We start from the raw sequence: 19232 nt of genomic DNA, 5'->3' as shown, positions 1-19232 counted from the left end.
TTTTATGCTACTCATTTTACATCAAGCTGCTATCAAGCCTTACCTTTGATTTCAACTTTCTTGAGAATCTCCATAAGAATCTCTTGAATGTTTATTGGATATGGCTCTACCAACTTCACTCCATCATCCCTCACACAAAACATACGCCCTGCGATCTCTGATTTTATTCTATGCTGCTCCTCAGCAGGGAGAGAAGCAATATAAGGATTTATAGCCTTAAGCTCTAGTGAAAGTTGGAGATGCTTATTATATTGCAATCGATGCTTGGCAGATTCACGCGCAAAATATGCCGATGGCGCAGACAACAAAACAGCAAAAATCAAATTAAAAGTTGAAGTACGCCAATCAAAATCTTTCGCCAAAGTAAAATATAAAGAAATAGATGCAACCAAAACAAAAACCACCATAAAAAACACTGAGACCCATCTCATGATATCAGCTACGCGCCTTTCAGACTTTGCACTTTCCTCAAAACTCCCCGCCACTGCATTTCCAGATACCAAACCAAGAATTTTATTGATTTCATCTTTTCTTTGCTCCACCTCTTCCATAGCTGCAGCATACACATCCTCAACCTTCTTAAACTCTAACCCTACAGACTCCGAAATATTAGAAACCTTTAGTTCCAGCTCGCTAATACTTTTCGCATTCTCAGATAATCGTTTCTGGTGACGGATATCATGCCTCTCTTGCTCCTCCATCAAGGCCCTAACTTTTGCCTTAACCTCCTCTATATCGGGATAATTACCATTTAACGGATTGTACTTACTCAAAACATCCGAAAGAATTTGACATGTTTCACGCAAGCTAGAGAGCTCCCCCCTCCTTTCCGCGCTAAGGTTTTTGATTCTGACAGCCGAACTTATAAAGCTTTCTAGATCCGCCAGGCATTGCCTTGCAATATCCACACAGCCTTCCAAGCCTTTCTCACGCAGACTCACATCTAAAAGTATTCTAGACTCCTTGTATTTATTTTTACGACCATGCAACCCTAACCCGCCTTCGGAAGGTGAAATAGAGTCAATAAACAAATCAGCCCGACCATTTACCTCTGAAAGCGAAGAGAAAACTTTTTTTAAATCTATTATATTTTTCATTTGACCTGCCATATCAATTAAAAATCATTACCAAGCAACGATTAAGGGCACAAACAAAGCAAATAAAAACGTAGTCATCCCATTGGATTGAAGCTACTCGCCGCAGAGCAATATCGCGTTTTCATGCAGCGTCGTAACCTATTGCGGTACTGCTAGCCAAAATATGCGGGGAACAGCCCTATTGTCAATTTCAGAAAATATATCTCCGTCTAAAGGGGATTAAATCCATTTTCAGCCCTGCAGAATGCTTTTCGCGACTCAGTACGGCAGCGATGAACAAAATATTCCTTGGCGGCTTTACGGCAGTCCCGATATACAATTGAGCCCTTCCGATGGTTGTGGCATACGCTGTCGTACTCTATCCACCCATTAATTGTTTCCCACTCAATTCTTATGCGTGTCTTTTTCCGGTCAGCCCCAACCCAATCCCAATAGGCATAGTTATCCCTTCTGACTTCTTTTTCAGGCCTGGATTTTTTGCTAGCGGCGTAGTAAATAGCAGGCGGCGCAGCCATGGTATTTACATCCAACCGAGGCGTGTAGTTCTGATCGTTGAAACTAGTCTGTCGTAACTCACCCGCTACCGAACTACCCTGCCCATTCCACTCGATATCCGCCTGAGCCTGCTGTTGAGACCGAACGTCTTGTGCGGGGCGATCAATGGAAATAGATGTCTGCCCTATAGGCTCTTCCGGCTCGCTGTAAGGCTGTGGCGTCGGTTGCTGGCTGAACAGCGGTTTGCCGTCTACATGGATCGCCTGCTTGAGCTGATCCACATTGATCACTATTGGCTTGGCGATCAGCGCGATCACGCCCCAGGTAATTGCGGAACCCACGCCCAGGATGGCAACCATTCGCCATGGGCCGGGCTTCTTCTTACTACGTAGATAGTCTGGTGCATCGTCCCTGTCGGATTTCATGCCGCCTCCTTGCAAATGGTATCCCTAAAAATCATTCTCCAGACTTGTCTTCCAATCTAGGAAATTCAGAGCCACTTGGGAGTTCTTCTGCGCGGCTTTGAGTTCTCCAAACGATGTCAGCAACCTCTCTAATTCGATCCACTATTGGCTTGGCATCATCCCCCAACTTACCTATGACAACACCTGCGTCTCCAATAAGCCCCCAAAAGCGGTCAAGATCAGATACCTTTTTATGCAATTCAGATTGAAGTTTTTCCAGCCGAACCAACAAACGACGCTTATGGCTATCATCCAGTGCGGCACTAGATATACGTTCACGAAGCTCATTCACCAACAACTGCACCTTCTCAAGGTCACCCTGGGAGAACTCATAAGAAAACAAACTCCCAAACATGCTCCTAAAATGATTCTTGCTAGAATCAAGAGCATTTAAATCCAGTATGGCTCTATAAAACGATCGCAACTCCACTAGCCATGTCTGTATAGCCGCACACATGAACTTGCGATTTGTCATATCAACAGCTGCAATAACAGGGCTACCTGATGCTAAAATATTTGCCTCCCTAGCCGCCTCTAAAAACATGTACGCCTGACTCAGTATCTTATAATCATTTGCCGACCAGTTCGAACCCTTCTGCACTTCCGCCAAAACCGAGGCGCATAATTCAGTAACAGCTGCAGCGGTATCTACTTTCATCCTTTCAACAAAAGCTTCATCTAGCGCAATCATTAGCACCCCACCATGCTTTTATAAAACTACAAAAAACCTACAAAAGCGAAAGACATTCCGAAACAGTTAAAATCCTAATCATGCAATGACTAGCTTCAATTCTTATCTTTCAGTGTAGGGCTAACGCCGATTCCTTGCTGAAAATCTTCAATAATCCTTTGCTCAAAAACTCCACCTCCAAATCGTCTTATATCCGGAAGCTTGAGCTTATTTATTACCACATCCAAAGGTTCTTCTTTTCCAAAAATCCTTCCCTGCACAAGCCTCTCAGTTATTTCAGTCGGCAACCCATATTCTTCTAGCGATGAGAACGTATCAGGCTGAAAGAGGTGCTCAATAGATGCTGCAAAAGGTATATAATTGCAGCCCTTAAAACCTTTAGCAGTCAACACATAACTGGCTATACTATTCAGCGCCGACAAGAACTTGGGATAATTAAACGAGGCCCAACCACGTATAAACGCCAAAACATTCTCAACTGAGTCGTCAGGGGACACACCATAAGCTATCTGGCTTGTAATTTTTTCTCGCCTAAAAGCAGGTACATTTCGCGTCTTATATAGGTCCCAAACCCACTTCGTCATCATGCTCGCACTTCTCATTGAAGCTGCTCGAGCAGTATAACTCCCACCAAGCTTGTCCCATATTATTTCTGAAGAGAATTTTAGCTCTTCATAACTTGGCTTCGCGACCCACGAAACGAGTCTGAGATCATTATGACTCAGCCCCCATATATACTTTGCGGTCTCAATTAAATTCTCAGGCTCGATACCTGAGTGCGAAACAAGTAAGTTAAAAGGAAGGTACTTTTGCTCTATAAGCGCATTAACTTTTGACTGCAAAGATTGCGGCAAGTCAAACACAGGAATTCTTAATAGCAAGCTACTTGGAGTGTTTTCAGTAGGGTTCAAGGCAGGAATGTCTACAAATGGAAGATCTTCCTCTGGAGGCTCATCAAATAAATAAACATTTCCAATAAAATGTCTAAACATCCTACCTGAGCGCCCCTTAATATTGTTAAAGGTAAAAAAATCGAGAGGCTGTCGATTGAGTTTATTATCATATATGACAACGTTTTTAGCTGCCGTATTCACACCTTCTATAAGGGTTGAGGTACAAAGCAAGATATTTAGCTTGCCCTCTTCAAAAGCTCGCACCATAAAGCGGCCAAGCGATCTAGGAAGACGGCCGTGATGTATTCCAATGCCGTACCTCAACCCCACAGAAACCAGCCAATCACCGTTATAGTGTTTAGCTGTCCACTCTGCAGCCTCAATCAACTCTTGGTCTTCTACCTTTTGAAGAGGTCTATTCTTTAGATACTCTTTCAATACTGATCTAGCACTATTTGGCGACTGACAATAAACCATCGTCTGTCCTTCTGTGCGATCAAGTAAATCAGCCAAGGCAAGATCTTTATTTGGCTTCTTCTTAAGTCGATGCAGCTCTATAGCTACAGTTTGAAAATCTTCAACCATAAAACTACATTTTACTTTCTCATGAACCGACTCAGGAATTGCCTTGATTGACGGGCCAAGCAAATAAAATTGAGCCTTCGATTTGGCTAGCATCAAAAAAGCTTGATTCAATAGCGTTGCCCTATCGCCCTCTCCAGATATAGATAACTTATAAAACTCATCGATTACAAAGAAATCAACCTCAGGCAGTGCATCCTCAAAACTTAGCAATCTTTCCTGAGTAAATACAAAAATATTATTTGCCGAAAGCGCCTGACCATTTGAAGTAATAATGGAATAACGATCAGAAAATCTCGACATTCTACGGCGCGTTTCTTCAACCAACGCCAAGGTAGGAACAATTAAGACTATATTAGTAAAATTCTTTGCAGATATAAGGATATCTATAAGAAGGCTTTTCCCGAATGATGTCGGCGCACTCAATATAACCGATTCACCTGCCATGAGTTTACGCAAAACTCTTGCCTGGGCCTGATGTATTACGTAGTCTTCCATCTCTCCGTCAGCTCTATGAGCCGCATGGAGCATTGCGCTTCGCAGAGAAAGTTCTGACAAATCACCTACATATGGATAGAGCCCCACCTTCATCACCAGCTCATCCAATATCTCTTGGTATTGAACAGCCAAATTAGCCTTTCTATCCAAAGCCCTAACTACCAAGTCCCTACCAGACGATAAATTATCTGCGCAGACTTTAGCTATTAAAGATAAAGTCCTAAAAGAGTCCTCCTCCAAACGACCTTCATTAATCCCTTTCCTAAGCAGCGCTATATCCATCATAATTGCAATGCCTTTAGTCGTTGATCCATAGCGGCAATGAGCGAAACTTTCTCTTTAAGAGGGATAAGAATCACATGCAATGTCACTGGTAGATCTTGGCCGAACCTCTCCTTGTATGCAGCCCCTAGCTTAGACCGTAAACTATTGAAAGCATTTTCAACTTCCAACTTAAGACCTTCAATATATTGCTCGTTACTCTCGCTAGCAGCCTTAACCACATCGCTATCATAGGTAAGCAGAACGGGGATACAGGCTCTCTTGAAAACCTTATCTAAAGATGTATTCTCGTCCAGCAAGGTCTTTAGCTCTTTAGCCTCCGACCACGATTCGTCAATCTTATTTTGAATCAGAATAAACTCAGATCGCAGATAGTCAGTCTCAAGATGATTAACTATCTCCTCACAGACATCTCTAATAGCTCTAGTTATCTCGTTATAAAACTTCGTCTCACCTATCCACAGCTCAAGATCGCCTCCATTCTTTACCACATGAACAGCGTCAAAGCCTTTAACCGTTTCATTAACTGAGCTTTTGTAATAAATCTTACTAACCGCCGGAACGGTTTTATAAATCTGCCGAATGGCTATATGCAGAAATATCTCACCAAACTCTCCGCGCAACCCGTACTTTTCAGTTTGGTAGACTATTTTTGCAGCTTTTTTGGTGAGCTTTATTGCATTGTGGTGCCCCATCTCCCTTAGCTCTGCGTGGCTTAGCGCAAATTCCGGGAGCCATTCCATTACATGACTGGCAAATTGATCTCTACGCCAGTCACCTCGCTCAAAACCTGCACATAAAGCAAGGTTATCGCCGGCATTGCCAGCATCGCTAATAACTAGACTAAGAAAATTTTCAGGGTGCTCCATTATAGTATCTTCCCTGCTGATAATCCCCATCATGAGCCCATTGCAATTTAATGGCCCCATGCCTTTTAGCGCAAAACGACTTTCAGAATCTCCTCTCCACTAATAAATATTTTTAGTAATTTAATTATTCTCGTCGTACTCCGGGCTTGTTTGCCCTGCATCTGGCGCAATTTTTCCGCTCGCCAGCCAAAGGGCGTACTGGGGATAAACCTCAACCAGCACATCTATTTCTTCTGTGCTGACTCGTACAGCCCCTTTACTCACACTTTTCCAACGCTCGTAGTCACCGCCGTAGGTGCTGGCCTTCTTTGGGCCTAGCTTCTTGATCAATAGGCGAGCCCTATCAGCAGCCTTTTCCATATAGAAATCTTTTCCAGAGAAATTGTTGCTCTAACTGGCGGGTAGGTTAATAATTCCCCCAGAGAAATATTTACTCCAATAGCCGATTATGGCTAATGAAACGAATAGTGACGGAACGAGCATGGAACTGGAAGAGCTGGAACCTTCGAAGCTGATAGGCCCGCAACAGGACGTGGAAACCGTCGAGTCCTGGGCCGACCGAAATGGCCTGACCTACGGCACCGCGCGTGCCTGGGCAATGAAAGGCGTTCTCCCCACCGTAAAGCTAGGCAAGCGCCGCATGGTCAACAGCGCCCTACTCCGCACCTGGCTGCTGGAACAGGAGTGGACGGCATGAATCCTCCCTTCTATACGCAAGCCGCCTTCGCCGCCCTGGCCGGTGTTGCCGTTGAACAGGTCGCTTACTGGATCAGAACCGGCGCCGTCGAGAGCGTAAAGCTCGGTAAAACCCGCGTGGTGCTGTTCACGGGGGTGAACCAATGAGCCGCACCTACATTGTCGAGACCTGCACCCTTCACGGTGCCACCAAGCAACGCCGCTGGCACCGCGTCCACACCGGCACCAACAAGGCCGACTGTGCTGCCTATATAGAGCGCGTAATCGCTGATCTCCCTTCCGGCCCTGGTCGCCACTGGGGGCTTACCCAGGAACGTGCCCGCGACTTCTACCGCGTCCGTGGTGTGAGGGCTGCCGCATGACTACTCATAAAGCTGGTTGGGGTTTCCCTGCTTTGGCGCGTAAGGCTCATTACTTCGTTAATGCACAGTCTATTTGTGGCCATTGGCTCTATACAGGCCACGTTTACGACCTCAACGACGATAGCCCCGACAACTGCGCAGCCTGCAAGCGTATTCGCCTCAATGCAAAGCCAGAGGTGTCGGCCAATGAAAAGCCTGAGCCAGTACCTGCGCCAACCCCATGCCGACAACTGCGACTGCTCTGTCTGCTGGCTAAACCGCAACTGGATACCGCCCAAGGCGCCTACCTACCCATACACACAATGCACCGACTGCCGCCCCGCGCGATGGTCCTTGGTCAATGGTCGCAACCATGTTACGCAGGCCTATACCTGCGAGAGACACAAGCCCGGCAACCGTCCGCCGCAGTACTGGCACGTTGTGAGCGACACCGGCAAACCAACGCCCTTCGTGCCCCTGCGCGAACCGTTCGAACTGGTGGGGTGACTGCATGATTACTGAATGGATCAACACGCTAGAGGCCGTTCTAGAGGGCCTGCTGATCCTGCTGCTGCAGGTCATGTACCTCTTCGTTCTTGCCGCCTGCGCCGTGGGCATAGTGGCTGTGCTTTGCCTGCCGCTGATCATCCCCTACTGCAAGTATCTGGATCGCAAAGAGGCTCAAGCCAAACAGCGCCCCCCTGGCGATCCGCGCCTAGCCAATACCCAGGCGGAAACACGCGGCTTCTTAAAAGGCCTGACCGCCGCGCTCGTTGCTATGTCGGTCAAGGGCCGCGCCCCCGGCTTGTCCGAACATGCTCCACCGTTCGGCCAAACGGAGGCACGGGCAGAGCGAACCCTTGAACGCCCACCGCCCTAAATAGCCTCCGCTCGTGAGTGTGGGGCAGCTCCACCGCCCCGCGCTCCCGAGCCCTCGGCGGCAAGAGTGGGATGACAAGGGCAAAGCCCTTGGTGTTATCCAGATTAATGATCAAAAGTTAATTATCGCCAAAGTTAAAAGTTTCATTGCATCACTATTCGGCTCAATAAATTTTAACCGATGATATTTATGCAAGAGTGATTTTTTAGCTTTTCAGTAGCGTATAACTAGGCACACAGAAACCCGTTGCAAGCCGCGCAACCCCTGGCATTGGCGAACTTAACAAGTTCCTTTGCCTGGGCTAACTCGGCCTGCAAAAAGGCAAAACCGCGCAATAACGCGTAACTAAGCGAGGAAACACAAATGGCACGTTCGACTATGGAAGTTGCATTTCTCGGCACTCAGAAACTGGCGTTCAACCAAAACGGCACCGACGTAAAAATCGTCAAGGTGTTTTACGGCGATGAGCCAGACGGCATCACCGAAAACGGCCTGTCCATTGTGAGCATGGATGTGCCTGCCGACGTTGCAGATGAGGTTTTCGCCTCTGGCGCCCAATTTGCCCCGCTCGAAACGGTCCGCATCACCTTCGAAGTGGCGCGTGCTGGCAAGCAGAAAGGTAACAACCTGGCTGTGCACATCGAGGCGGTGAACCCGAAAGGCCAGGCCGCCAAGCCTGCTGCCCCGCAAGGCGCCCAACAACAAGCCAAGCCGACCGGCACCCAGCCGGACGCGGCCAAGGCCTGACGGGAGGGCGCCGCCATGCTGATCGTTGATCGCGTGCTGTGTGACTGCTGCGGGCAGCCCATGGGCCAGCTCTACAACCAGTCCGCCCCCCAGCCCGACCTGCTGCCCGATCTGAACAAGGCGCCCGACCTCGTGATCTGCCCCGACTGCATCGCCATGGCTGAGGTCATCCGCGACCCCAGCTTGGCGGAGTAAGGGGGCGCCATGAATTTCATTGTGTGCGACGGCGTATGGGAGAGCGCAGGCCAGACCCCGGTTTGTGTCGGCACCCTCTCTACCGTCGCGCTCAGTGAGATAAGCCCGACCGGGCTAACCGCTGAAGACCATGCACAGATCCGCGAACACGCCCTGGTGCTGTTCGCCATCGTCTTCGGCGCTCTCGTGCTGAAAAAGGCACTCAACCTGTAGGAGACACACCCATGCAAAACCTGAAAGTCCTGCGCCGCTCGCTCGGTGCTACCGCCGCTGTTGGCCTGCTGGCCGTACAGCAAGCCCACGCCGCCCTCCCGACTGGCGTGACCACTGCCCTCACTGATGCGCAGGTCGATGGCGTCGAGGTCGCTGGCATCGTCCTGGGCGTGATCATCGCGATCGCCGCCTTCAAGTTCATCCGCCGCGCGCTGTAAGGCCGGCTGCAACCAACCAGCCCGGTAACTCGTTATCGGGCTTTTTCACATAAGGGCTTTTCCATGGACGCCAACATGCTGACCACGATCATCATCGTCATGGCGTTCTGGGCGTTGTTCTTTGGGCGGGTTTGATATGAATCTCTCTAAGCTCAAGTCGTCCCTAGTTATCTTGTTGCTCTCTTTACCTTTTGTTCAGAGTGTTAGCGCTGAGTCTTATTATTGGACCTATATCGGTAGCCCTGCTAGATATTCGTCTGCATCTGCTGCGTGTGACGGTGCTTGGGCTGCTATGTTTGAAAATAATCCAGCTCACCCTGCAAAGGATCCCCGCAGAATCGCGTTTAACAGCTCAACTTCGTTTATTTGTTTGGCTACTCATTCTTCTTATGATGGCATTAACTATCGTTACGGAACTGTTTACCGTTCGGGCTCATCTTGTGAGGATCCTGAATCTACATATAACTCTCAAACCGGCCAATGCGATCCGCCGCCGGCTAATTGCGAACCCAAGGCAGGCCAGAACACCACTTGGACAATGCAGCGCCCTGACCTCAATGGTCTTGGCCCTATCGAATATGGCTGTGAAGCCGGCTGTCGTATCACCCTCGGCACGTCTAGCTGCCAACCTGCTTTTGAAGGTGCGACAACGGGCGTTTGCTTCGGGGTAGGCACCTTCACCGGCGCTGAATGCCAGCCCGGCGACAACCCTACTGGCGGCGCTCCGCCAACTGATCCCACCGATCCTACGGACCCGACTGATCCCACCGACCCGACTGATCCGCCAGATTGCGGTGACGACCATGTCTGGTCGGGCACTACCTGCGTTCCTAAGCCGCCTGAGGACTGCGACCCCAGCACCGGCGAAGTCTGCCCACCGTCCGATGATGATGACGGAAAGGATGACGACAAGGACTGCAAGGAGGGCGAGGAATGTGGCGATGATGACGGGGATGGCAACGATGGCGATGACGGGGACTGCGACCCGCTGACCGATCCAGACCAGTGCAAAAAACCGGATGACGAGGACAAATGCGATCCCAAGGTCGATCCGTTCGAGTGTAAGGACACTGCCGTTATCGGCGAAGGCTGTGACGTCGAACTCAAGTGCAAGGGTGACGTGATCCAGTGCGCCATTCTCCGCGCCAACAAAGCCCAGCTCTGCCAGTGGCACTACGACGACCAGGTCAAGCGCGACATTGAGCGCGAGCTGGCCGGTCAGGACTACCAGCTCGAAGAGAAATCCATCGCCGTCAGCGGCCTATTCACCGAAGCCGTGAACAAAGGCCGTTGGCTGCCTCAATCCTGCCCGTCACCACAAAGCTTTTCCGTCATGGGCCGCAGCTACTCGTTTAGCTGGGAACCCGCCTGCCGTTTCGCCCAAGCCATCGGCCCGCTGATTGTCGCCCTGGCTTCGATCTTCTTTGCAGTCTCCATCGGACGCGGAATCAAGGGGTCTTGATATGCCACTACTACCACTGCTTGCCACCTTCCTCGGCTCCATCGTCTCCGGGCTGGTCTTCCGGGCGTTGGCTTCCCTGGGCTTTGCCTACGTCGCCTATGTCGGTATCGGCCAACTGATCGACAGCGTAGACGGCTACATCAAGGGCCTGTTCGGCGCCATCCCGCCACCGGTCGCGGCCATCCTTGGCATGGCCAAGGTCGATGTAGCCATCAACATCATCATTGCCGCCGTCATCGCTCGCCTGATGCTGGCCGGGATGGATCGGATTACCGGCACCATCACCGGCCTTGCCCTGCTCAATAAGGCGGGTGGCTGATGTTCGTCCTGCGCACGGGTCTGCAGGGCAACGGCAAGACCTTGAACACCATCAAGGAAGTAGACGCCAAAGCCGCGAAAGAAGGCCGCCCGGTCTACTACCACAACATTCGTGGCTTCGATCCCAATGCCGAAGTCCTCGAGGCCGTTTGGCAAGAATTCGACGAGCCGCAGAAATGGCACGAGCTGCCACAGAACGCCATGATCGTCATCGACGAAGCGCAGACCTTCTTCCGCGTTCGCCCCGCCGGCTCTGCCGTCCCCGCCTACGCCAGCGCCCTGGAAACCATGCGCCATCGCGGCCATGAGCTGCACTGCATCACCCAAAACCCCGGCCTGATCGACACCCACTTCCGCAAGCTCTGCAACTCCCATATTCACTACGTGCGAGGCCACAAGGGCAAGGTCATCAAGCGCTGGGAGTTCGAGCGCGTGAACATGGACGTCGAGAAGAAGAACGACTTCAGCGACGGCCAGGCCACTCGCGTCCTACTCGATAAGAAGTACTTCGGCGTGTACCAGTCCGTCGCCGAAGGCTCTGAACATCACATGAAGTTCAAGCCGCCTCGGGCGCTGTTCGTCTTTATCGCCTGCATCATCGGTATCGGCTACTTCGGCTACGGCATCTATGAAAGGCGCATCGCCCCGCCCAAGCCCCAGACCGAAGCCGTCGAACAGGCGCGCGCCACGTCACCGACCGGCGAACCCGTGGCGCAACAGCCAGCACCGAACAATGCCGCGCCTCTATCGCCTGAAGAGTACATAGCGCTGCGAGTGCCACGCCTGCCCGATGTACCCAGCTCGGCGCCGATCTATGACGAAATCACCCGGCCGGTGACCTATCCGCGCCTGTCCTGCATGTACTCGACCGACCCTGAAATGGTGGCCAGGAATCACAAGCGCCTCGTCCTGGGCTACCGCGACGGCAAAGTGTATGGCTGCCGCTGCAACACCCAGCAAGGCACTAGAGCGGTGGTGTCCTTCGAAGCCTGCATGGCCTACGTCGAAGAAGGCGCGTTCGATCCTGCAAAGCCTGATCGCCTGCCCGATCCGAACGGCCAGATTGCTCAGACACAGCCAGAGCAACAGCCTCCCCAAAACCAGACCCCGCGCCCTGCCCCTTCTGCCAGCGCTAACGCACCGGTAGGCGCTGCATGGCCGTCGCTGAGCGGCTATCAGGGTGCCCTGTGAGCGAACACCAACGGAACGCCATGCGCGGCGGTGTAGTTGCGTGCGAGGCACGAGCGCGCGTGTGCGCCGCCGCGCGGGCGCTGACGTCCCTGTAGCACGTCAGATAAACCAAGGTTAAACGTGTCGATTCGGCACTATTTGGAGCATTAGAAAATGGCAGTTAAAGACCAACTCCGTGTTGATCGTGAGTTCAATAAAACCCCAACCGGTAGGCTGTTTTTCGACAGCATGACCGCTCGGATAACTGACCTTTCCAACGTCCGAATCCTGGCCTGCAGCGTCGATACCGTCCGCCAGCTCTATCGCGGCTTGATCCGCCCGGAAATCATGAGCCTGTTCGAGAAGCCGGGGACCATCGTCGATTTCGCTGGCCAGCGTTGGCACTCGGGTCGCGTCAGCAAGGACTCTGGCTATCAGTACAAGCTGCAGAATGCTGACCTGGGGATCATCCTGCTAGTGAAGAACTTCAACGCCAAAATCGAGAACATCGGCCCCCACCTGAAAATCGAGGTGTCTCCGCATGCCATCGACCAGTTCTGCCCCGAGCGCCTGCAGGAACGCCTGGATTACTACGCCAGCCACGTACTGACCAACGTCGAACGCAACCAATGCGCGGTCCACCTCGCGCTAGACCTGCAGGGCTGGCAACCGCCCGCCGATCTGGTCGCCCGCATGCACTGCCGCGCACGCTCTGCCCGCGATATCTCCGGCATCAAGGAAATCCAGTGGACGCTGGAGTCTGCCACCTACGGCAAAGGCCAGTCCTACCTGTTCGGCTCTGCGGGTGGCGTCCAGCTCGGGATTTACAACAAGACCGAACAGGCCAGAGCCATCGACAAGCTCGACTACTGGGAGGGCGTCTGGAGGCGTCGCGACAGCTTCGACGAAGCCGACCCCGATAACTACAACCCGGAACAGGACGTGTGGCGTGTAGAGCTGCGTTACCACCACTCGGTGATCCAGCAATTCGCCTCGGGCTCGTTCGACCTGCACAGCGGCGAAACCATCGAAACCAACAGCTATGCCGCCTTTGCTCCGCACCTAGATGGCCTGTGGCGCTATGGCCTTCGCCAGTTCAAGCTGCTGGCTCGCCCTGGCTACTTTGAGCCCATCTGGACGCTGATCCGTGACGATGTGCGCGTGGATCTGCCGGTTGATTCCCTGGTGGATGACACCGAGTACAAGCGCCAATACAAGACATCGCGGGGCTTCTCGGGCAAGAACGTCGAGCTATTCCTGGGAAACTTCGTCAGCCTGCTGGCACGGGAGCGAGTGGGCGCTAGAAAGGCTTTCTATCGGCTCAAGGATTGGGAGTGCTGGCCGGTGATCCGCGACCACTATGCCGCCAAAGGCATGGATGAAGACGGGCTGTATAAGCACATCAAAGGCATCCTTGAAGAACGGCATGTGCGTTGGGGGCGTGCTGTCTGATGTTTGTTTGCCAAATACACAAACAAGACAAACACGCTGACGTTCACGCGCTTGGCCAGGGCCAACACCATGGCAATTGAGCAACTGAGTGATGGTCGCTGGAAGGTCGACGTTGAACCCATCAAGGGCCGGCGCTTTCGCAAGACCTTCAAGACCAAGGGTGAAGCCCAGCGCTTTGAAGCGACCTGCAGGGCCAATTGCATCGACTCGCCAGCCTGGACGCCCAAGCCGAAAGACCGTCGCCGCCTATCTGAACTCTGCACCCGGTATCACGAACTGCACGGCCATGCTTTGGCTGATGGTGCCGCGATCCTCCGCACCCTGCAGAACCTGGCTAAAGACCTGGGCGACCCCATCGCGGTCAAGCTCACCGGCAATGCCTTCTGCGAAACACGCAGCGAGCTGCTCAAGGCAGGCATTCAAGGCAAGACCATGAACAACCGGCTCGGCTACCTGAAAGCCCTGTTCAACGAGCTGCACCGCCTGGGCGATATCGACTACCCGAACCCGCTGGCCAACGTCCGCCCGCTACGCCTGCAGGAACGCCCTATTTCCTTCCTCTCGACCTGCCAGATAGCCGAACTGCTCGAGGCCCTGGATGACCGCACGACCAGCCCAGGAATCGGCCTGATCGCTCGCGTCTGTCTGAGCACAGGGGCCAGGTGGGGAGAAGCTCAGGCGCTGACACCTGAGCGGGTACGAAACGGCATGGTGACCTTTGCCAATACCAAGTCGAAGCGAACCCGGTCGATTCCTATCGATAGCGCACTGGAAAAGGCACTGCAGATCTACTTCAAGCGTCACGGCCTGTTCACCAACTGCATGCTGACCTTTAGCCGTGTACTGGAGAAGACCTCGATCAAGCTCCCGGCCGGCCAGGCCACGCACGTGCTACGGCACACCTTCGCCAGCCACTTCGTCATGCGAGGTGGAAACATCCTCACGCTACAGAAGATCCTGGGCCATACCTCACTGGCAATGACCATGCGCTATGCGCACCTTTCGCCCGATCACCTGCAGGACGCATTGCGACTTAACCCACTAACCGACGAGGGGCATTAACATGTCGTACGTTTTGGCGTACGCTTGCGGCATGACTCAGGAGAACTGCTCCATGCGCACCCTTACAGCAAGCGAAGCACGCACCAACCTCTATCGGCTGATGGATCAATCCGCCGAATCTCACCAGCCCATTCTGATCTCTGGCAAGCGGACAAATGCTGTCCTGCTCTCGGCTGAGGATTGGGACGCCATTCAGGAAACCCTGTACCTACTCTCTATTCCTGGCATGCGCGAATCCATCAAGGAAGGCATGGCAGAACCTGTAGACGAATGCGCTAAGGAACTGGACTGGTGACTTGGCAGCTCGTTTACACGAAACAGGCACAGAAAGACGCACAGAAGCTCGCTTCGGCGGGCTTGAAAGACAAGGCAAAGGCACTGCTGGAAGTCGTGCGAGAAAACCCGTTCCAGAACCCTCCGCCCTACGAAAAGCTTGTCGGGGATCTAGCCGGCGCTTACTCCAGACGTATCAATATTCAGCATCGCCTGGTCTATCAGGTGCTGCAGGATGAACAGACCGTCAAAGTGCTCCGCCTCTGGTCGCACTACGAGTAAATCGGGCTTTCGACACTTTTTCGACACCTGCCGAAAGCCAGAAAGCAAAAAGCCCCGAAAACTTCTCAGTTCTCAGGGCTTTAGGTATTGCGAAAGTGGCGGTGAAGAAGAGATTCGAACTCTTGATACGGTTTCCCGTATACACACTTTCCAGGCGTGCTCCTTCAACCACTCGGACACTTCACCGGATCTCGACGTTTTGGCGTTTACCCCGTCGAGGCGCGCTAATGTAGTCGAATGTTTTCTCGATGGCAAATTTTTTTTAAAGGATTCATGCGCTTAAGAGCGAAGCGGGTTTTCGTCGTGCTCCTCGCAGGGTTGCTCGTCGAAGCGAATGTGGCCGAACAACAGAAAACCCAGGGACATGAACAGGCCCAAGCCGAATAGCAGCAGCACGCCAGATGGGCTGCGCAGGTAGAGGGTTTCGCTGAGCACGACCGATGCCAGCAGCAGGCCGATCACGGCAAGCATATAAAGGATGGAGTAGAGAGTGTTCATTGGGCAGCTCCTTCGGTTCGCTGCTCACCTTAAAGGCCCGGCTTTGTGTTCGACCAATTGCCATCCGGCATCGCCGCGATAGGCAAAAACACTGACCAGCCAGTCAGCCGTGGCGCTTTACCAGAGCGCTTCGGCTGAGTACCTTCTGCCCACATTCGCCCCCAAGGCTCTAACAAGGAAAACCGCCATGAGCGACCTGATCAGCTATCAACTCGAAGACGGCATCGCCACCCTCACCCTGAGCAATGGCAAGGTCAATGCCATCTCGCCTGACGTGATCGCTGCGTTCAATGCCGCCCTCGACCGCGCCGAGCAGGATCGCGCCATCGTCGTCATCACCGGCCAGCCGGGTATTCTTTCCGGCGGCTATGACCTGAAGGTGATGACCTCGGGCCCGCAGAATGCAATCAACCTGGTGGCTGCTGGCTCTACTCTGGCGCGGCGCATGCTTGCCCACCCCTACCCGATCATCGTCGCCTGCCCGGGTCATGCCGTGGCCAAAGGTGCATTCATCCTGCTGTCGGCCGATTACCGCATCGGCGTGGAAGGTCCGTTCAATATCGGCCTGAATGAAGTGCAGATCGGCATGACCATGCACCACGTCGGTATCGAGCTGGCCCGTGATCGCCTGCGCAAGTCGGCGTTCCACCGTTCGGTGATCAATGGCGAGATGTTTGACCCGGCTGGCGCGGTGGATGCCGGCTTCCTGGACAAGGTGGTGCCAGCCGAGCAATTGCTGGCTACCACTCAGGCGGTGGCGCAGCAGATGAAGAAGATCAACATGACGGCGCACAAGAACACCAAGCTGAAGGTGCGCAAGGCGCTGCTGGAAACCCTCGATGCCGCCATCGAGATGGACAAGCAACACCTGCTTTAAACGCAACGCTCGGTAACCCATAAATGAAAAGCGCCGCTTCCGTTGAGGTCGCGGCGCTTTTTTTTGCGCATCTCGCTGGTTAGTCCGCCGTCGAATGTCGGTGCATATCGCATATTGGTGCGCACGGCGCACCCTACGGATCAGCCAGAGTAGTCCAGGGCCGTCCAGGCTCGGCTCAGGCCTTGCGCAAGCACGCAGCCGGGCTGGCTCAATTGCTCGTTGAAGGCGGCCGGCAACAGCGTGGTTTCACCCTCTGCAGCACCATGACGTTCGGTCAGCCACTGCAGCTTGCCGCAGTTGGGCGTTTCGATCACGTAACTGGCGGCAATGTTGGAGTGATGGCCGGGTAGTCGAATCACGTCGAGCACTATGCCCGCCTCCTCGACGCGCTGGCCATCGGAAACCAGCACGGCCCAGGCCTGCTCGCCCTCGATCACCAGATAGGCACCGTTGGCCTGTGGCCGATCTATCTGCGGTTGCGCGCAGCCGCTCAGCAGGGCCAATAGCACAATCGTCATCAGCATCTGTTGCATTGCCAATACCCCCTTGCAAGGCGCCCACCTTCAGGCAGTGGACGGGTTGTTGTCGCCTAAGTGAGGCCAATATCACTCAATACTGTTTATTTGTACAGTATTTTTCGATTAGGCTATATCGCAGGTAAATGATCGATTGCACAGGAGCGCCATCATGCTGGACGTACTGCAGCTGAAACACCGAGTGAACCGCATGCCGCTGGAGCGGGTACGCGAGATGGTCGAGGAACTGCAGCTCGAGGGCATCGTCACCGAGAGCCGCACCCCCTTCAATCGTCAGCACTTCAATACCTGCTTCGCCGAGATCGAGGCGTTGCTGCAGCGCGCTGGCTACCATCGGCAACTGGATGTGGTCGGCTATCAGGGGCTGGCCTATGCACTGTTCGATCCAGCTCGCTGGGAAGCCGTGGAAGTGCTGCGCTGGCTGCGCGACTTCGTCGAGGAGGCGCGCGTTCAACCGGCTTCCTGAGGGTGCGGTACGAACCAAAAAGGCTCAGCGGCGCCCGCTCATGCACGGCATTGGCTCAGAAGCATGCGGGGGCGTGCCGCGCGTGCGCTGACTGCACATTCTGCTAAGTCACCTCATAAAGAAGATGTAAGTCTTTGATTTTAAATAGTTGATAATTGAACGATCGGCATCCGATCTGCAGCTATCAGGTGCTGCATACAGCTACTCGGCCGCTGCGCACGAAAGCTGGCAAGCCCCTTGCTAAGTCCCTGTCAACCATCCTGCGTAGCACGCCAACGGCGGCGGGCCGAGGATCACGGACAACGGCGTCCGTCAGGTCACCTTCCTTTCATGGAGGTGGCCTGGCGTACGCCGTTTTTGTTTATGCGCCTGACAAGGATTAGACCCATGACCGATCGTGATTCGAACAAGCCCCTGGCCACCAGCCGCCGTAACTTCCTCAAGCAATCCATCGCCCTGGCCGGTGCCGTGAGCGGCATCGCCGCACTCGGCCTGTCGGCGCCAGCCTCGCTGCGCAGCGCGGCCTGGGCGGCCGGCTCCGACGCACCGGAAAAGGCCGCGCTGACCGTCGGCTTCATTCCCCTAACCGATTGCGCCTCGGTGGTGGTCGCCGCCACCCAGGGCTTCGGCGAGAAGTACGGCCTGACCATCAATCCGAGCAAGGAAGCTTCCTGGGCCGGCGTGCGCGACAAGCTCAACACCGGCGAACTGGATGCCGCCCATGTGCTCTACGGCATGATGTATGGCGCCCAGCTCGGCCTGGCGGGGCCGCAGCGGGACATGGCGGTGCTGATGGGGCTGAATCAGAATGGCCAGGCCATCACCCTGTCCAAACAACTGCGTGAGGCCGGCGTGAGCAACGGCGTGCAACTGGCCGAGCACGTGAAGAAAGGCGGTACGCCACTGACCTTCGCCCAGACCTTCCCCACCGGCACCCACGCCATGTGGCTGTACTACTGGCTCGGCAGCCTGGGCATCAACCCCATGAGCGATGTGAAGACCATCGTCGTGCCGCCACCGCAGATGGTCGCCAACATGCGCGTCGGCAATATGGACGGCTTCTGCGTCGGCGAGCCGTGGGGCGCGCGGGCGATCTTCGACAAGATCGGCTTCACCGCCACCACCACCCAGCAGATCTGGCCGGACCACCCTGAGAAGGTGCTCGGCACCACCCGCGCCTTTATCGAGCAATATCCCAATGCTGCCCGCGCACTGATCATGGCGATTCTCGACGCCAGCCGCTTCATCGAAGCCAGCGAGGAGAACCGCAAGAGCACCGCCAAGCTGATTTCCGGCAAGGCCTACGTCAACGCGCCGGTGCAGGTGATCGAGCCGCGCTTCCTCGCCCAGTACGAGGACGGCCTCGGCAACAGCTGGAAGGACGAACACGCCATGGCCTTCTGCAAGGACGGCAGCGTCAACTTCCCCTATCACTCCGACGGCATGTGGTTCCTCACCCAGTTCAAGCGCTGGGGCCTGCTCAAGGATGCCCCGGATTACGCCGCCGTGGCCGCGCAGATCAACCAGACCGCGCTCTACGCCGAGGCTGCCAGCGCCCTCAAGCTGGCCGTGCCGAGCAGCCCGCTGCGCAGCAGCACGCTGATCGACGGCGTGGTCTGGGACGGCAGCAATCCGGCCGCCTACGCCGACTCCTTCGCCATCAAAGCCTGACCGG

The 19232-nt window shown here is 54.1% G+C and carries 27 protein-coding genes and 1 tRNA gene; 19 read left to right on the top strand and 9 right to left on the bottom strand.

The genetic code is table 11. From position 1 onward, the window contains the following. Positions 1–32 precede the first annotated feature (32 nt). From BLR77_RS25080 to BLR77_RS12785, 6 genes are all read right to left on the bottom strand, one after another. Positions 33–1109, bottom strand: coding sequence for a hypothetical protein (locus BLR77_RS25080; protein ID WP_139202972.1), 1077 nt, complete (start codon positions 1107–1109; stop codon positions 33–35). Between the two features lie 197 nt (positions 1110–1306). Further along, on the bottom strand, positions 1307–2017 hold the full coding sequence (locus BLR77_RS12805) for a hypothetical protein (RefSeq protein WP_074678308.1): 711 nt from the start codon (positions 2015–2017) through the stop codon (positions 1307–1309). A 31-nt stretch (positions 2018–2048) separates the two neighbouring features. Continuing rightward, positions 2049–2747 (bottom strand): hypothetical protein, encoded by a 699-nt coding sequence (locus tag BLR77_RS12800; protein ID WP_139202970.1) that lies wholly within the window; start codon positions 2745–2747, stop codon positions 2049–2051. Positions 2748–2842: 95 nt separating this feature from the next. Beyond that, the gene (locus tag BLR77_RS12795; RefSeq protein WP_238380569.1) at positions 2843–5002 is read right to left on the bottom strand and encodes a DEAD/DEAH box helicase; all 2160 of its coding nucleotides are present in this window, start codon (positions 5000–5002) and stop codon (positions 2843–2845) included. Next, the gene (locus BLR77_RS12790; protein WP_074678911.1) at positions 5002–5871 is read right to left on the bottom strand and encodes a HamA C-terminal domain-containing protein; all 870 of its coding nucleotides are present in this window, start codon (positions 5869–5871) and stop codon (positions 5002–5004) included. Before BLR77_RS12790 ends, BLR77_RS12795 begins: the two co-directional genes overlap by 1 nt. Positions 5872–5991: 120 nt before the next feature. Then, positions 5992–6231 carry a DNA-binding protein gene (locus BLR77_RS12785; RefSeq protein ID WP_074678304.1) on the bottom strand — a complete coding sequence of 80 codons (240 nt, stop codon included), beginning with the start codon at positions 6229–6231 and terminating at the stop codon, positions 5992–5994. Between the two features lie 121 nt (positions 6232–6352). On the opposite strand from BLR77_RS12785, the gene BLR77_RS12780 reads away from it, so the two are divergent. The 16 genes from BLR77_RS12780 (at position 6353) to BLR77_RS12710 (ending at position 15180) form a co-directional block, all read left to right on the top strand. After that, positions 6353–6568: a hypothetical protein gene (locus BLR77_RS12780; protein WP_013715705.1), complete on the top strand. Its 216-nt coding sequence runs from the start codon at positions 6353–6355 to the stop codon at positions 6566–6568. Then, positions 6565–6714 (top strand): hypothetical protein, encoded by a 150-nt coding sequence (locus tag BLR77_RS25605; protein ID WP_169716325.1) that lies wholly within the window; start codon positions 6565–6567, stop codon positions 6712–6714. The genes BLR77_RS12780 and BLR77_RS25605 overlap by 4 nt, the downstream gene beginning before the upstream one ends. Then, positions 6711–6929, top strand: coding sequence for a hypothetical protein (locus BLR77_RS12775; RefSeq protein WP_074678302.1), 219 nt, complete (start codon positions 6711–6713; stop codon positions 6927–6929). The genes BLR77_RS25605 and BLR77_RS12775 overlap by 4 nt, the downstream gene beginning before the upstream one ends. A gap of 186 nt (positions 6930–7115) precedes the next feature. Further along, a complete protein-coding gene (gene pflM / locus BLR77_RS24875; protein ID WP_074678300.1) occupies positions 7116–7415 on the top strand; it encodes a lysogeny maintenance protein PflM in 300 nt (99 codons plus the stop codon). A gap of 4 nt (positions 7416–7419) precedes the next feature. Then, positions 7420–7788, top strand: a complete 369-nt coding sequence (locus BLR77_RS24870) for a hypothetical protein (protein WP_083366068.1) — start codon at positions 7420–7422, stop codon at positions 7786–7788. Between the two features lie 363 nt (positions 7789–8151). Next, positions 8152–8535: a hypothetical protein gene (locus BLR77_RS12760; RefSeq protein ID WP_074678298.1), complete on the top strand. Its 384-nt coding sequence runs from the start codon at positions 8152–8154 to the stop codon at positions 8533–8535. A 15-nt stretch (positions 8536–8550) separates the two neighbouring features. Then, positions 8551–8730, top strand: coding sequence for a hypothetical protein (locus BLR77_RS12755; protein WP_074678296.1), 180 nt, complete (start codon positions 8551–8553; stop codon positions 8728–8730). Positions 8731–8739: 9 nt separating this feature from the next. Further along, complete coding sequence (locus BLR77_RS12750; protein ID WP_012018527.1) at positions 8740–8943, top strand: hypothetical protein; 204 nt, start codon at positions 8740–8742, stop codon at positions 8941–8943. Positions 8944–8954: 11 nt separating this feature from the next. Further along, entirely contained in the window at positions 8955–9161 is a 207-nt protein-coding gene (locus tag BLR77_RS12745; protein WP_074678294.1) for a major capsid protein, read from the top strand. A 136-nt stretch (positions 9162–9297) separates the two neighbouring features. Continuing rightward, on the top strand, positions 9298–10623 hold the full coding sequence (locus BLR77_RS12740) for a virulence factor TspB C-terminal domain-related protein (RefSeq protein ID WP_074678292.1): 1326 nt from the start codon (positions 9298–9300) through the stop codon (positions 10621–10623). A 1-nt stretch (position 10624) separates the two neighbouring features. Next, positions 10625–10942 carry a DUF2523 domain-containing protein gene (locus tag BLR77_RS12735; protein ID WP_021489701.1) on the top strand — a complete coding sequence of 106 codons (318 nt, stop codon included), beginning with the start codon at positions 10625–10627 and terminating at the stop codon, positions 10940–10942. Further along, the gene (locus BLR77_RS12730; protein ID WP_074678290.1) at positions 10942–12132 is read left to right on the top strand and encodes a zonular occludens toxin domain-containing protein; all 1191 of its coding nucleotides are present in this window, start codon (positions 10942–10944) and stop codon (positions 12130–12132) included. Before BLR77_RS12735 ends, BLR77_RS12730 begins: the two co-directional genes overlap by 1 nt. A 153-nt stretch (positions 12133–12285) precedes the next feature. Further along, positions 12286–13563, top strand: a complete 1278-nt coding sequence (locus BLR77_RS12725) for a hypothetical protein (RefSeq protein WP_074678288.1) — start codon at positions 12286–12288, stop codon at positions 13561–13563. A 69-nt stretch (positions 13564–13632) separates the two neighbouring features. Continuing rightward, positions 13633–14625 (top strand): phage integrase, encoded by a 993-nt coding sequence (locus BLR77_RS12720; RefSeq protein WP_074678287.1) that lies wholly within the window; start codon positions 13633–13635, stop codon positions 14623–14625. Positions 14626–14677: 52 nt separating this feature from the next. Continuing rightward, positions 14678–14920, top strand: coding sequence for a type II toxin-antitoxin system Phd/YefM family antitoxin (locus tag BLR77_RS12715; RefSeq protein ID WP_074678909.1), 243 nt, complete (start codon positions 14678–14680; stop codon positions 14918–14920). Next, a complete protein-coding gene (locus tag BLR77_RS12710) occupies positions 14917–15180 on the top strand; it encodes a Txe/YoeB family addiction module toxin (protein ID WP_074678285.1) in 264 nt (87 codons plus the stop codon). Before BLR77_RS12715 ends, BLR77_RS12710 begins: the two co-directional genes overlap by 4 nt. A 96-nt stretch (positions 15181–15276) precedes the next feature. Here the strand turns inward: BLR77_RS12710 and BLR77_RS12705 are convergent. Further along, positions 15277–15366: transfer RNA gene (locus tag BLR77_RS12705), tRNA-Ser, on the bottom strand. A 93-nt stretch (positions 15367–15459) separates the two neighbouring features. Further along, complete coding sequence (locus tag BLR77_RS12700; RefSeq protein ID WP_074678283.1) at positions 15460–15678, bottom strand: hypothetical protein; 219 nt, start codon at positions 15676–15678, stop codon at positions 15460–15462. A 187-nt stretch (positions 15679–15865) separates the two neighbouring features. Here BLR77_RS12700 and BLR77_RS12695 point away from each other — a divergent pair, with 187 nt between their 5' ends. Beyond that, positions 15866–16555: a crotonase/enoyl-CoA hydratase family protein gene (locus BLR77_RS12695; protein ID WP_017676831.1), complete on the top strand. Its 690-nt coding sequence runs from the start codon at positions 15866–15868 to the stop codon at positions 16553–16555. Positions 16556–16695: 140 nt separating this feature from the next. On the opposite strand, the gene BLR77_RS12690 is transcribed toward BLR77_RS12695, so the two are convergent. Beyond that, a complete protein-coding gene (locus BLR77_RS12690; protein WP_074678281.1) occupies positions 16696–17088 on the bottom strand; it encodes a hypothetical protein in 393 nt (130 codons plus the stop codon). 154 nt (positions 17089–17242) lie between these two features. On the opposite strand from BLR77_RS12690, the gene BLR77_RS12685 reads away from it, so the two are divergent. Beyond that, entirely contained in the window at positions 17243–17557 is a 315-nt protein-coding gene (locus BLR77_RS12685; protein WP_012018520.1) for a hypothetical protein, read from the top strand. Positions 17558–17944: 387 nt separating this feature from the next. After that, positions 17945–19228, top strand: coding sequence for a CmpA/NrtA family ABC transporter substrate-binding protein (locus BLR77_RS12680; RefSeq protein ID WP_074678279.1), 1284 nt, complete (start codon positions 17945–17947; stop codon positions 19226–19228). Positions 19229–19232 lie beyond the last annotated feature (4 nt).

The sequence above is a fragment of the Ectopseudomonas alcaliphila genome (assembly GCF_900101755.1).
GTDB lineage: Bacteria > Pseudomonadota > Gammaproteobacteria > Pseudomonadales > Pseudomonadaceae > Aquipseudomonas > Aquipseudomonas alcaliphila.
The sequence above is the reverse complement of the archived record's forward strand: the minus strand, read 5'-3'. Positions and strand labels throughout refer to the sequence as shown.